The 12,525-nt window shown below is 48.4% G+C and carries 14 protein-coding genes; 7 read left to right on the top strand and 7 right to left on the bottom strand.

The window, feature by feature from the left end; all coding sequences use genetic code 11:
- Positions 1–149: 149 nt before the first annotated feature.
- On the bottom strand, positions 150–362 hold the full coding sequence (rpmE, locus tag BM185_RS11830) for a 50S ribosomal protein L31 (protein ID WP_091964013.1): 213 nt from the start codon (positions 360–362) through the stop codon (positions 150–152).
- Positions 363–494: 132 nt separating this feature from the next.
- On the opposite strand from rpmE, the gene BM185_RS11825 reads away from it, so the two are divergent.
- The 6 genes from BM185_RS11825 to BM185_RS11800 all read left to right on the top strand — a co-directional run bounded on the left by BM185_RS11825 (position 495) and on the right by BM185_RS11800 (position 6,813).
- On the top strand, positions 495–2,738 hold the full coding sequence (locus BM185_RS11825) for a primosomal protein N' (RefSeq protein WP_091964010.1): 2,244 nt from the start codon (positions 495–497) through the stop codon (positions 2,736–2,738).
- Between the two features lie 665 nt (positions 2,739–3,403).
- Positions 3,404–3,991, top strand: coding sequence for a GspH/FimT family pseudopilin (locus tag BM185_RS11820; RefSeq protein ID WP_091964007.1), 588 nt, complete (start codon positions 3,404–3,406; stop codon positions 3,989–3,991).
- The gene (locus BM185_RS11815; RefSeq protein ID WP_091964005.1) at positions 3,988–4,446 is read left to right on the top strand and encodes a type IV pilus modification PilV family protein; all 459 of its coding nucleotides are present in this window, start codon (positions 3,988–3,990) and stop codon (positions 4,444–4,446) included. The genes BM185_RS11820 and BM185_RS11815 overlap by 4 nt, the downstream gene beginning before the upstream one ends.
- Positions 4,443–5,099, top strand: coding sequence for a PilW family protein (locus tag BM185_RS11810; protein ID WP_091964002.1), 657 nt, complete (start codon positions 4,443–4,445; stop codon positions 5,097–5,099). The genes BM185_RS11815 and BM185_RS11810 overlap by 4 nt, the downstream gene beginning before the upstream one ends.
- Before the next feature lie 50 nt (positions 5,100–5,149).
- Positions 5,150–6,391 (top strand): hypothetical protein, encoded by a 1,242-nt coding sequence (locus BM185_RS14695; RefSeq protein ID WP_091963999.1) that lies wholly within the window; start codon positions 5,150–5,152, stop codon positions 6,389–6,391.
- A 14-nt stretch (positions 6,392–6,405) separates the two neighbouring features.
- Positions 6,406–6,813: an HIT domain-containing protein gene (locus BM185_RS11800; RefSeq protein ID WP_091963997.1), complete on the top strand. Its 408-nt coding sequence runs from the start codon at positions 6,406–6,408 to the stop codon at positions 6,811–6,813.
- Here the strand turns inward: BM185_RS11800 and BM185_RS11795 are convergent.
- Genes BM185_RS11795 through BM185_RS11775 form a run of 5 tightly spaced genes read right to left on the bottom strand, consistent with a single transcriptional unit; the run spans position 6,799 to position 10,912 of the window.
- Complete coding sequence (locus BM185_RS11795) at positions 6,799–7,278, bottom strand: hypothetical protein (protein WP_091963994.1); 480 nt, start codon at positions 7,276–7,278, stop codon at positions 6,799–6,801. The two genes, BM185_RS11800 and BM185_RS11795, sit on opposite strands and share 15 nt — an antisense overlap.
- Positions 7,275–7,577 (bottom strand): nucleotidyltransferase domain-containing protein, encoded by a 303-nt coding sequence (locus BM185_RS11790; RefSeq protein WP_091963992.1) that lies wholly within the window; start codon positions 7,575–7,577, stop codon positions 7,275–7,277. Before BM185_RS11790 ends, BM185_RS11795 begins: the two co-directional genes overlap by 4 nt.
- A complete protein-coding gene (locus BM185_RS11785; protein WP_091963989.1) occupies positions 7,577–8,017 on the bottom strand; it encodes a hypothetical protein in 441 nt (146 codons plus the stop codon). Before BM185_RS11785 ends, BM185_RS11790 begins: the two co-directional genes overlap by 1 nt.
- Positions 8,007–8,621 carry a nucleotidyltransferase domain-containing protein gene (locus tag BM185_RS11780; RefSeq protein ID WP_091963985.1) on the bottom strand — a complete coding sequence of 205 codons (615 nt, stop codon included), beginning with the start codon at positions 8,619–8,621 and terminating at the stop codon, positions 8,007–8,009. The genes BM185_RS11785 and BM185_RS11780 overlap by 11 nt, the downstream gene beginning before the upstream one ends.
- Positions 8,622–8,671: 50 nt before the next feature.
- Positions 8,672–10,912 carry a YgiQ family radical SAM protein gene (locus BM185_RS11775; protein ID WP_091963982.1) on the bottom strand — a complete coding sequence of 747 codons (2,241 nt, stop codon included), beginning with the start codon at positions 10,910–10,912 and terminating at the stop codon, positions 8,672–8,674.
- Positions 10,913–11,026: 114 nt separating this feature from the next.
- Here BM185_RS11775 and BM185_RS11770 point away from each other — a divergent pair, with 114 nt between their 5' ends.
- Positions 11,027–11,566 carry a porin family protein gene (locus tag BM185_RS11770; protein WP_091963980.1) on the top strand — a complete coding sequence of 180 codons (540 nt, stop codon included), beginning with the start codon at positions 11,027–11,029 and terminating at the stop codon, positions 11,564–11,566.
- On the opposite strand, the gene BM185_RS11765 is transcribed toward BM185_RS11770, so the two are convergent.
- Positions 11,563–12,519 carry a DUF3943 domain-containing protein gene (locus BM185_RS11765; protein WP_091963976.1) on the bottom strand — a complete coding sequence of 319 codons (957 nt, stop codon included), beginning with the start codon at positions 12,517–12,519 and terminating at the stop codon, positions 11,563–11,565. The two genes, BM185_RS11770 and BM185_RS11765, sit on opposite strands and share 4 nt — an antisense overlap.
- Positions 12,520–12,525 lie beyond the last annotated feature (6 nt).

The following is a 12,525-nucleotide window of genomic DNA, read 5'->3' as shown; positions in this document are numbered from 1 at the left end:
CACAAGCACCTAGCCAGCCAGCCGTTCCAAAAAACCGGAGTTTTGCGGTCAACACACTAATACTGCGACCTTAGACCGCAACACCATCAAAAGCATAAAAAAAGCCAGGCGAGAAGCCTGGCTTTTGATTAACTGAATCTATGGTAGATTTAGCTAACTTTACGCTTACCAAAACGCTTGGCGAAACGCTCAACACGACCACCTGTTGCAGCCTGCTTTTGCTTGCCTGTGTAGAAAGGGTGGCAGTTAGAGCATACATCCAACTCGAAGTCTGAACCGTGGGTAGTGCCTATAGTATAGGTGGCGCCACAGGAGCAAGTTGCCTTGACGTATTTGTAATCTGGATGAATACCTTCTTTCATGTTGAGCCTCTATCAGCTGCTGCGCCGCCACCTGATCTTTTGCCAGGCACCGCACAGGGTGTAAATGGAATTTTAGGTGGCGTATTCTAGCAGAGCCTTTTAACCGAGCCAATCAATTCCGAGCAAAAACACATGCCACTATTGCGGCTGGCTTTGCCCACGCCTTTACCAAGACTCTTTGATTATCTGCCTGCCAAAGGGCAGCATTTGCCCCAGCCTGGTGTGCGGGTTCAGGTTCCCTTTGGAAACAGACAGTTAGTAGGTCTTCTTGTGGGCTTTACAGAAGACTCAAGTGTGCCTGTTAGCAAGCTCAAAGCAGCCAGGGATTATTTGGATCAAGAACCTTTATTTGATGCCGAGCATCTGGATTTCTTGATTTGGGTCGCTAATTATTATCATCAACCCTTAGGTGAGGTCGTTCAAATAGCGTTACCCGCCCTCTTACGTCAAGGGCAAGCTTTGCACCCTCCTCAACAGCCGCGTTGGCAATTAACTGTCCAAGGGCAGGGGTTGGATACCAGAGAATTGGCCAAAGCACCCCGACAAAAAGCCCTGCTTGAATACCTAAAACGTCATTCTGGGGCCCCCCAGCAAAAGGATATTCTGGGTGCGGGCTTTAATTTACCTCAGTTAAAGGCCTTGGAAGAAAAAGGCTTGATTGAAAGCTTTACCCTGGGTCGAAGTAACCAGGGTGTTGGCCTGCCGTTGCTAGATGTCGCTGCGCCACGACCCAGGGAAGTGCTTGCCGAAGTGCCTCTTAAATTAACCAGTGAGCAGGATGAGGTTGTTCAGAAGTTGATTGCCAGTTTGGGTCGTTTTCAGCCTCACTTACTGTTGGGTGTGACAGGGAGTGGTAAAACCGAAGTCTATCTCCAGCTGATTCAACAAGTATTGGAAAGAGGTCAGCAGGTGCTGGTGTTGATTCCGGAAATAGGCCTCACACCCCAAACTCTGGGGCGCTTCCAAAAGCGCTTTAATCGTCGGGTTGCTGCCCTGCATTCAGGAATGACAGATCGTGAACGCTTGAATGCCTGGCGTTCAGCCATGGAGGGTAAAGCGGATATTGTTTTGGGAACCCGGTCAGCTATCTTCACACCTCTACCCAGGCTGGGCCTGTTGGTCATTGATGAAGAACATGACGCCTCTTTTAAACAGCAGGACTCGGTACGCTACCAAGCCCGGGATTTGGCTGTATTACGCGCAAAGCGGGCAGGCGTACCTGTGGTTTTGGGGTCTGCAACCCCTTCTCTGGAAAGCCTGGCTCATGCTTTTTCTGGTGACTACCAACTGCATCATTTGCGTCAACGTCCGGAAGCTCATATTGAACTTCCTCAGCCCAAACTGTTGGATATTCGTAGCCGCAAACTCGAAGGTGGCTTTTCCCAACCTCTATTAAAACTAATCGAAAAGCATCTAAAAGCAGGCAATCAGGTATTGGTACTGCTTAACCGCCGTGGCTTTGCTCCAGTCCTCATGTGTACTGAATGCGGCTGGATTGCTGGCTGTTTAAACTGTGATGCGCGCATGACTTGGCACCGTGAACCTGCCAAATTGCATTGTCACCACTGTGATACCCAACAACCTCTGCCTTCGGCCTGTCCCCAGTGTGGACATACCGAGCTTCTCCCTCTGGGCTCCGGCACCGAAAGGGCCGAAGAGACCTTGCAGGAGCGCTTTCCTGAGATTCCAATTATTCGAATTGATCGAGATACCACCAAGGGAAGAAGCGCACTCCAGAGTAAGCTGGATCAAATCGCCCATGCCAAACCCGGTATTCTGCTGGGCACCCAGATGCTGGCCAAGGGTCACCACTTTCCCGATGTCACTCTGGCTACAGTACTAGATGCTGATCACGGGCTTTATTCCAGTGATCCACGTGCAATGGAAAGAACGGCTCAGCTATTGATACAGGTTGCAGGTCGTGCTGGTCGTGCAGAAAAACCGGGTGAGGTAGTCATACAAACACACCACAGCGACGATCCCCGACTGGAAAAACTCTGTGTTGATGGTTATGAAGCCCTTGCTAAAGAACTGCTGGATGAGCGCCGGAAAACCAATTGGCCGCCCTATGCTTACCTTGCCATCTGGCGTGTTGAAGCCCCTCAAAAAGAAGTCGTGGAAGCCTTTATGCAGGCTTTGAACGAACAAGCAAAGTACTATCTGGCTGAACAGCCCGAAGCGGTGAGTCTTTTAGGTCCTGTGCCTGCTCCCATGGAGAGACGCCAGGGACGCTACCATATGCAGCTACTGCTGCATGCTGACAAGCGCGCGCCCTTGCACCGTTTTATCCAGCGTCTACTACCCTGGTTAGAAACAACGCCGCTAGCTCGCAAAGTGCGCTGGTCATTGGATATAGATCCTGATGATCTTTTTTAATTGGGCTTGAATTGTTGCAGTTTGTCTTGATTTTGTGATTTTGAGTGAATATAGTCGATATATTTAGGATTTACAGGTGCAAACCTGCAGGATACCAAATTTATTGTTAATCCTGATAACCCTGTAGACCTTGGCGATTATTTAGATAATTTGAGCGCATTGGGACATGACCAGGGGCAAGCCTCACCCGCAATTATCTCGCAGGGTGGCAGTGAGGCTCTATTCCGAGGGATTTTCTGCGAAGAAGAGGACTGCGCAGCAAAGCCGGAGGTTATTGAAATCCAGGGCCGCCCAACAGGTCGCTTGTATTGGGAGCAGATTAGATGATAAAGACTTTACTCTTTTTTATATTAATGCTGGCCAGCTATTTTGCTACTGCCGTGAGTGTTGAAACAAGTTATTGCGGTACTTTGAATGGAATAGACCCTAGCCCATGGCGCGTCGATGTTTCAGGGCATGTACTCTACCTTCCGAGTAGTTTGACCCACGAAGAATTGCTTCGTTTACAGGATATGCGGGGAAGGACTGTTTGTTTTGAGGTAGCAGAACGAGAAGGCAAAGCCTGGGGTACCCGGGTATTGGACGCTGATTATCGATAACCTGTGTAAGTGATTGCTTGATATGGTGTCCTTATGTGAATAAAGTGGTGCTCTGGCCATCAGAGAATGATGGCACTTACTGCGGGGTCTCCTTCCATGTTTGGCAAACCACCATCATCCCTAAAAACTTTCAGATATCAGTCGGGTTTTAACCTACTTGAACTCTTGATTGTTTTGCTGATTGCAGGGGTGGTATTTGGTATTGCCCTGCCCGCAGGGCAGGGTATGCTGGATCGTAGTCGTTTAATTGGAGCGACTAACGAGGTCTATGCTGCTCTAAGCTTTGCACGCAATGAGGCCACTCGCCGACGCCAAGACTTCAGCCTTTGTGCCGTCAGCAGCGCAGAATCAACAAGCTGTTCTGGATCTTCCCAGCCATTTTTAGCTGTGTTTGTTGCCGAAGGTAGCTCGCTAGCGACCGGGCGAACCAACCCGATTGAATTAACTTCACCAGCAAGAGTTAGCTTGAACAACGCTCCTGACAACCGGCTGATTTTTGAGCGCCTGGGTAATCGTACTGCTGTAGATAATAGCAATGAACCAGTTTCCCTGGTGGTGACTGTTAATTCCAGAACGCGAACCATTGATGTCTGTTTTAATGGCCGAATAGTGATTCGTGAGGAAGGCAGCAACCAAAGTGGGTGTGAGTTATGAAGCTAGCAACAGGCCGAGAGCAAGGGTTTAGCCTGATTGAAATACTGGTGGCTAGCTTTGTGATCACTTTTGGGCTAGTAGGTATGGTTTTGATGCAAACCTACTCCCAGCAAGATGCATTTAGAGCCCATCAACTTAGCCTGTCTGGCCTCTATGCCCAGGATATGCAAGAAAGGCTAAGGGCAAATCTTTGTTACTTGAGCGGCTTGGAAACGGACTCTGAGGTTGAAAGCTTTCTGGTTGATCAGCTTGATGACTGGCGAGCAGACCATGCTCTTTCTCAACGAGGCTGGGTTTCGGGGATTGAGGCCCTAACCCAAGTAGCTGATTTTGAAGGTGAGGATGGCGAAAGCTACTGGCGGTTTGAACTGGAAATACAGCCACCTCAACCAACCCGTTCTGCAACTATCCAGACCCTTCTGATTGATTATAGGGAGGGTGGCTGCGAATCATGATGCAATCCAAAAATCTGCAGCAGGGCTTTACTCTGATTGAAATGCTGGTGGCTTTGGCCCTGGGTGCGCTGATGATGACGGGAATAGCGGCCAGCTTTTCGGCTATGACCCAAACCCAGAGTTTGACGCGTGACTATGAGCAAATTCAGGAAACCTTAAGATTTACAACCAGTCTTATTAGTAGAAGCTTAAGAACAGCTGAAGAATTAGTAAATGAGCCAGACGATAATGCACCAACGGATGCCAATCAATTTTCGGTGAGGCGTGTAGGTGATGATGAGCGTCGAAGTTGTAATGGACAAACTCCTGACGCTGAGTTTTATGAAACCTACTACCAGCCAGCTGGAACTAATCAGCTGGCATGCCGAGTGAGCAGAGTGGAAGGTACTCAACAAAGCTGGGAAGGTGAAGAGGTTATTGCTTATGGTATCAGTAGCTTTAATCTAACCTGCTTGGCCTACAGTCATGAAGATGAGCAAAGAAATACAGATTATGACGCTTGTAGTGATGTAGACCCTGCCCAAGTTATAGCAGTTAAGTTCATGCTGACATTTGATAGCAGTGAATTTCGTAGGTTGGAAAGCTACCCAGAGCATAGGTTTATAGCAACCCTGCGCAGTCGGCTAAGAGAATGTGCGAACAATGGTTGCTAACAGCCTGGTAAAGCCTGCACTAGGAATAAAAATCTGAGGAGAGAACAAAAATGCCTACCGGATACAAAAAGAAAGAGCAGGGTGGTTTTGTTCTTGCTCTGGCTTTATTAATGATGCTCTTTGTGGGAGTGGTAGTGATTACCAGTACTGAACGCACTGGTCAGGAAACTCGTAGCGCTCAGTCCAGCGCGCCCACAGCAACTCTTCAAGCTGCGGCCGAAGCAGGCTTGCTGACTCTGCGTAGGCGTATTGATAGTGCTGGTAGAGAAAACGGGATTTGCAGTGATGCTACTGAGGATGCAGAGACATTTTGTAGCTGCATTGAAGATCAAGTTCAATCATCAGGTCTCAATGTTCTTATGGGGGGTAGCGGCTATTCAGACAGTGAAAGTCTATTTAGCAGCAGACAGGGGTTACCTGATGTTTACTGGTGGTTTGTACTTAATGATGAAGATTTTCAAATAACACCCTTTATGGAAACGGATGGACAAGAGCATTGTCGTTTTGTCGCTCGCGTTTATTCAGGTGATCCCAATGCTAGTCCGGGCCACTTTATGACGGGTAGAATTGATATCCAGACAACTGAAGATGATGTAAGTCAAGCTATTAATGACCTCTTTAACCTTGATGAGAATATGGGTTTTGAAGACTTAACAGCTGATGACTTAGCTAAATTCTATGAAGAAGACTTTTTTGATCAGCTGGATTTAAATGTCTTTTCGCCTCAAACGCTTGCTGGAGGAAGCACGTTAGATCCAGATACTCTCGATTCTGGCAAAATAAATCTTTTGGTTTTAGAGGGTGGACTGGATATTGAGTTATCTGAGAGTCTCAGGGGCAAGCAGCTCATTATTGTAAGCAATAAATCAAGTACTACTGATTCCGGGGGGAGTGGAAAAGGCGGTGGCAAAGGTGGCAAAGGTGGCAAAGGTGGCAAAGGTGGCAAAGGTGGCAAAGGTGGCAATGGCTCTGACGAAAATGGAATTTACATGGATGGTCGAACGGGAGCAGGCGCTGGCGGTATATCAGGTTGGATTCTTGCACCAAACTCTGGTGTTTATACTCCTTCTGGTACTCCCCATATCAATATGAATGTTAATGTTGAAACCTGTCAGACAGGTGCGCATAGTGGTCGATGTTTTGAATCAGCTGGTGGCAGTGGGTTTAATGGTGATTTTGGAGTAAATGATTTTAAATCTAGCGATGAGTCTGGAAACAGCTCAGATACAGGCGGTAGCGGTAAGGTTAAAGTAGAGACCTCTGAACAAATGAATATGGACTTTGATTACTAATGGATACTAAGCCAATGCCTTTTACCCTTCACCCCCGCCTTGAAGCTGATTCTATTTTTGTGGGTCAGTTGCGCCTGTGCCAGCTAAGGCTGATCAATGACAGTCGCTATCCCTGGTTGCTGTTGGTGCCTGCTCATCCTGATTTGGTTGAAATCACGGATTTGGAACCTGAAGATTATCAGCAGCTCTGGGAAGAGGTTCGCCTGGTCAGTAAGGGCTTACAAAGCTGGTGCCAGCCGGATAAGTTGAATGTAGCCACTCTGGGCAATCTGGTGCCTCAGTTGCATTTGCATGTGATCGCCCGTTTCAAAACCGATGCTACCTGGCCAGGACCGGTTTGGGGGCAGGGCGAAGCAGTCGCTTACACTGAGAAAGAGCTGGATAGCCTGGTGGCCGAATTGCGCGAGCTATTCTTCCAGTAGACTTTTGGTTTGTGTTGTCAGGTTGTCTGCAAAGCGGTTGAGTTCCTTTTGCTTTTCGGCTGCTGTGGTCAGTGCAGCCAAGAGCGTACTGGTATCTTCAATGTATTCATGAATCATCTGGTTACGTAGCTGCCGAAGCTGCATCCAGGTTTCCGCAGAGTCCAGCCAACCGTATTTTTCAGCTTTATTCAGGTTAATCAGCAAGGCTTGTGCAGGCTCGCCCAGTGCTTTCAGCAGTGCTGGCAAAAGTTTATCGCCCAGAGTGTCTTGTAATCGGCAAAAGCGGCTGGTGAAGGCTTCTATTTTGAGGGCCAGTTCTGGGTCCTGCTCAAGGTTGTCGACCTTTTGCTGGGTCAGGGGTGTTTTGAAGGCCTGCTGGCTCGCGTAATCCAGGTGTTTAACTTCTTTTGCAACGACTCGGGTTAAAAACTCAAGTCTTTTACGGGTGTCTGGTGGCAGGGTCATAGAGCAATTCCTTGTTCCAGGGCGATATCATGAATAGGGGCTCGGGTTAAATTGGGTGCATCCAGTACCAGGTCGATTTTTTGCTCTTCACCCAGCTTCATAATGATTTTAGCTTTGACACCGGCAACATCCCAGACAGGCTGCTCAAGGGGATGATCCACCTTGACGAGCAGATCGATGTCACCACCCCTGGCAGCATCATCCACCCGTGAGCCAAACAGAAAAGTTTGAGCATCCGGCCCAAAAACGGCCTTCACGGCCTCTTTGATGACTTCAATCTCTCTTGGTGTCAGTCGCATTATTTTCCAGACCCCTTGGTTTCGCTGGCTACTACCTCAGACATTTGTCCCAGTAGTTGATCTGCAACCCTAAGCAAGCTGTCCAGAAGTTGATCGTCAACTTCAACACTGCCTTCATATTCGGCTAGGTTGCGTTTACGGTGCGCAGTATCCAGGACTCGCCATTGATGGGAAGGTAAGTCCAGCGTGTGCTGCAAGCATTGGAATACAAGATAGCGGTTTTCTGAACGATAGCCTTTTGCTCTTAAAGCTGCCAGAGCCAATGAATGAGCAGCATTGTAGGCCAGATCAAAGCGACTTTCAGGATTGAGGCTGGTGTTGTGGGCATCGCTGAGACGTACTTTGCCGGAGTGGACAAGACCCTGAAGCTCAATCTTATCGGGCGCTTCCTGCTTGAGTTGTCCGATACGAACTAGGTTGGCAAATTGCTCAAATGTCATCTGGGTGTCCTTTTAGCTGTTCGTAATGTCCATTAAGTAATTTTGTTAAAAAAGGGTGTTGCTTTTCTTTGCGAGCCTGGAATTCAGGTGTTGTGTAGAGGGTCGGGTTGACTGTTCTTTCCAATTTTTTTTCTGCAGGCTCTAGGGCTTTAAAAACATCTTCCAGAGTGAGGTTATCGGAAACCAGCAAAAGATCAATATCACTGTTGGCATGATCCGTTCCTTTTGCAAAAGATCCATAAATCAGCGCCAGTTTGATTTGCTTGTCCAGGGGTTGAAGAGCCTGGATAAGTTGTTGCTTACTTCCTAGTGTTTTTGCAAACAGGTTGCATAGTTCCATAAAAATCGGGGCATCAGGGTTCGCCTGGTAACGCTTCTCTCTGTCTTGCTTGTGAAGAATTATCAGTTGGCTTGCTTTTAAGCGCTGAACCTCCCTTTGGACAGAACCTGACCCCGCTTGCGCCTTGTCGATCACCTCAGACAGTAAGAAGCTTTTTTCTGGATTACAGAAAAATAAGGCGAGAACCTTTTGTTTTGTTGAGGCGAAGAGTGCATCCAGCATGTTGAGGCTGTAGCTCTCTTCGTTTTTTAAGATGTCTGTCATAACCAATACCCTTTTTGGGTATACTGGTACCCAAAAAGGGTAGAGTCAAGTCACTTCTTCTTGCTACTGCCCTTGGCTCTTTTGCTGGGTTTGCTCTTGGGTTTGCCTCTGGGTGGCAGGCCGGTATGTTGGGTCAGTAAGGGCTTACCTGCCTTTTTCTTAAACTCTTCAGCCTTGGGTGTACCCTTAATTGGGTCGGTGGGCGGTATCAGATGCTTTTTGCTATAGCCAATTAAATCGGCACGCCCCATGTCTTTCAGGGTGGTGCGAAGTAGCGGCCAGTTTTTGGGATCATGGTAGCGCAGGAAGGCTTTATGCAGGCGGCGCTGGCGTTCCCCCTTGATTGCTAAGAGCTTTTCACTCTTATAGCTGATGCGTTTTAATGGGTTGCGTTCACTGTGATACATGGCTGTGGCTGTCGCCATGGGCGATGGATAGAAGGCCTGAACCTGATCTGCTCTGAAACCATTACGTTTCAGCCATAAAGCCAGATTCATCATGTCTTCATCCGTTGTTCCTGGATGGGCGGCAATGAAGTAGGGAATCAGGTACTGCTCTTTTCCTGCCTCTTTAGAGAATTTCTCAAACATCTGCTTGAAGCGATCATAGCTGCCTATGCCTGGTTTCATCATTTTTGACAGAGGGCCATCTTCGGTATGTTCGGGAGCGATTTTTAAGTAGCCGCCAACATGGTGGGTAACTAGCTCTTTCACATACTCAGGTGACTCTACTGCCAAGTCATAGCGCAGGCCTGAAGCGATCAATACCTTTTTAACACCGGGTAGGCTGCGGGCTTCTTTATAGAGCTCGATCAATGATGAATGGTCGGTGTCCAGGTTTTGACAAATCCCTGGGTAGACACAGGAGGGTTTGCGGCAAGCGGCTTCAATTTCCGGATCTTTACAGGCGAGGCGATACATATTGGCTGTAGGACCACCCAAATCAGAGACTACGCCGGTAAATTCAGGAATTTGATCACGCATGGCTTCGATCTCACGCAAAATCGAACCCTTGGAGCGGTTTTGAATGATACGCCCCTCATGCTCAGTAATAGAGCAGAAGGTGCAGCCGCCAAAACAGCCGCGCATGATGTTGACGGAAAAACGTATCATTTCCCAGGCAGGAATCCGGGCTTTACCATAAACAGGATGGGGTGCACGGGCATAAGGCTGATCAAAAACCGCATCCATTTCTTCAGTGGTTAGGGGAATCGGTGGCGGGTTAATCCAGAGATCCTGAACACCGTGCTTTTGCACCAGCGCTCTGGCATTGCCTGGGTTGGTTTCCAGATGGAGTACGCGGTTGGCATGCGCATAAAGAACAGGGTCTCTGGCCACTTTTTCAAAGCTGGGTAGACGTATCACACTTTGATCGCGCAGTTCACCCCGAATCATTTTTTCCAGGCGCTTGCGCTCGGCGGCCTGCTCTTCATTCAGCAGTTCCAGCGCTTGCTCAGTTTGTGGGTCAAAATCGTTAACCGCCTGATCTTTCTGCTGTTCGACTGCACAGGCTTCGGTATCCTGAGTGTTAACATAGGGGTTGATAATACGGTCGACTCGGCCGGGGCGATCAATTCGTGTTGAATCGATTTCCAACCAGTCTTGCAAACTATCCTTGCGCAGAAAGGCGGTGCCCCGAACATCGGTAATTTCATCGACAGCTTCACCCATTGCCAAGCGGTGAGCAACTTCTACCAGAGCACGTTCAGCATTTCCATAAAGCAGAATGTCGGCCTTGGCATCCAGAAGAATGGAGCGGCGTACCTTATCCTGCCAATAATCATAGTGAGCAATGCGGCGCAATGATGCCTCGATTCCACCAAGGATCACAGGAACATCTTTCCAGGCTTCCTTGCAACGCTGGGTATAAACCAGGCTGGCCCTATCAGGGCGCTTGCCACCCTGCCCACCGGGAGTATAGGCATCGTCAGAGCGTAGTTTGCGATCAGCGGTATAGCGGTTAATCATGGAATCCATATTGCCCGCTGTCACACCAAAGAAAAGCTCTGGCTTGCCCAGTTTCATAAAGTCATCTGGAGACTGCCAATCAGGCTGGGCAATAATCCCGACCCGAAACCCTTGAGCTTCCAACGTCCTACCTATCACAGCCATACCAAAAGAAGGATGATCAACATAGGCATCCCCAGTGACCAAAATAATATCGCAACGGTCCCAGCCGAGCTGATCCATTTCCTCCCGGCTCATCGGAAGAAAGGGTGCCGTGCCAAAACATTCGGCCCAATATTTGGGATATTCAAAGATTTTACGTGGTGCAGCGAGGCTAGAGGACATGAGATTCCGGTACAGCAGAGAAGGTAAGAATTGATGTAAATCATTTTACCTGAAGCAGGATGAAGCGTCAGGTAAAAAAGGGTATCCTTCGGCAAAATTCTTCAGGAGAAGTTCATGCCGCAGTTTAATAAAATTCTGCTCATCCTTATGCTTTTACTGCCAAGTGTTGTTTTGGGTAGCGATCAGCAGGTGCGGCCTTTTCTAGGAGTGGGTGTATCCCAGTTTGATGTGGATTTTACCGGGATACCCGAAAGCCAAACCCAGGTTCCGGTTTACAAGTTAGGTGTTCAATTGCCGTCCAGCCGCTTCTATGCTGATTGGAGCTTCCATTATTGGCCTGAAGCAGAAACCATCATTATACGAGCCAGCTATGATCGGCTTTTTACTCTGGGGCCTAGGCTTCAACTCTTTGCAGGCATCAATGGCAGTTTAGCGGATTTTCATTTGGATTCTTCACACCAACAGGAAGAGTTTGATACAGGACCAGGGCTGGGTGTGCAGGCAGGCCTGCTTGTTCAGCTGGCTGATTATTGGTACCTGGAGGCGGGTGGGCGTTACAGTCACTATTGGCTGGAAACATCCAGTGAGCTAGTCGACCCGGTTGAGTTGAATGCCACTTACGAAACCTTTGCCACTTTGATGTTTGTTTATTAAAAACGTAAATCCAGCTGCAAGCCTACCCAGGCCGGCTCTACGTAACCGGTGTTTTCTTGCTCAAGCGGGTGCTGGCCTGATTGAATAACCCAACTGGCACGGCTTTCTTTAATGAAATTTTGGTCATCAGCCAATTGGTTGATAAACCCAGAAAGAGTGCCTGCAGGATTCAGAAGAAAAAGGCTGGTACTGCCCAAGAAGGGCGAGCCGAGTACTAAGCCTTCATTCTCCAAAATGCGCTGCTCCCACACATAAAACATTTCACCCAGAATGGAACCGGCTATGGGCGTGACCAAAGTGTCTTGAATAGAAGCAGGCTCTGCGGTTGACTCCACACCAAATTCCCACATGAGCGCCGACATCCAAAAAGAATAACTGAAGGATTCAAAAGGGGGCAGGCCATGATTACGAGCTACGATGTAGTACATGGAGCCTATGTAGGGGTGGTTAACATAGTTGAGTTGCCAGTCATCCTTATCCCAAACAGGAGCCTCCTGCATGTTTTCTTGCCAGTTGCCAGGCAACTTATCAGGTGTCATTTCACTGCGCTCCCAATTGGAAACATCTTCAGGAAGCGCGTAGATGGCCAGCATCATGCCCCAAGACATAATGAAAAAATTGCGGGTTTCTTGGACCAAGGGTTGGTAGCGCAATTGGAGATTCAAGTCCACAGGGGTTTCTTGACGATAACAACTGGCTTGATGTGTTGGTATTTGACGCGGTGGTAGTTGCCAGTCAATTAATTGGCATTCCAGTCCATTTTGGCCGCTTGATGTAATAATTGGTGCTTCAACCAGCTGCTGAAGTTGCAGGCAGGCCGGAGTATGGCAGTTCAGCTCAGGCGTTTGAGCATCCAAAAACTGGGGTTGGTAAACAGGTTCTTTTAGGCTGATTGCATGGAGGTGAGTAAAGCTTAGCAAAAACAATAAAGCGACCCTGAACAAGTAAATCATGCCTGC

The organism is Marinospirillum celere (assembly GCF_900112235.1).
GTDB lineage: Bacteria > Pseudomonadota > Gammaproteobacteria > Pseudomonadales > Halomonadaceae > Marinospirillum > Marinospirillum celere.
Note: the sequence above shows the minus strand (reverse complement) of the source record. Positions and strands in the feature narration are given on the sequence as shown.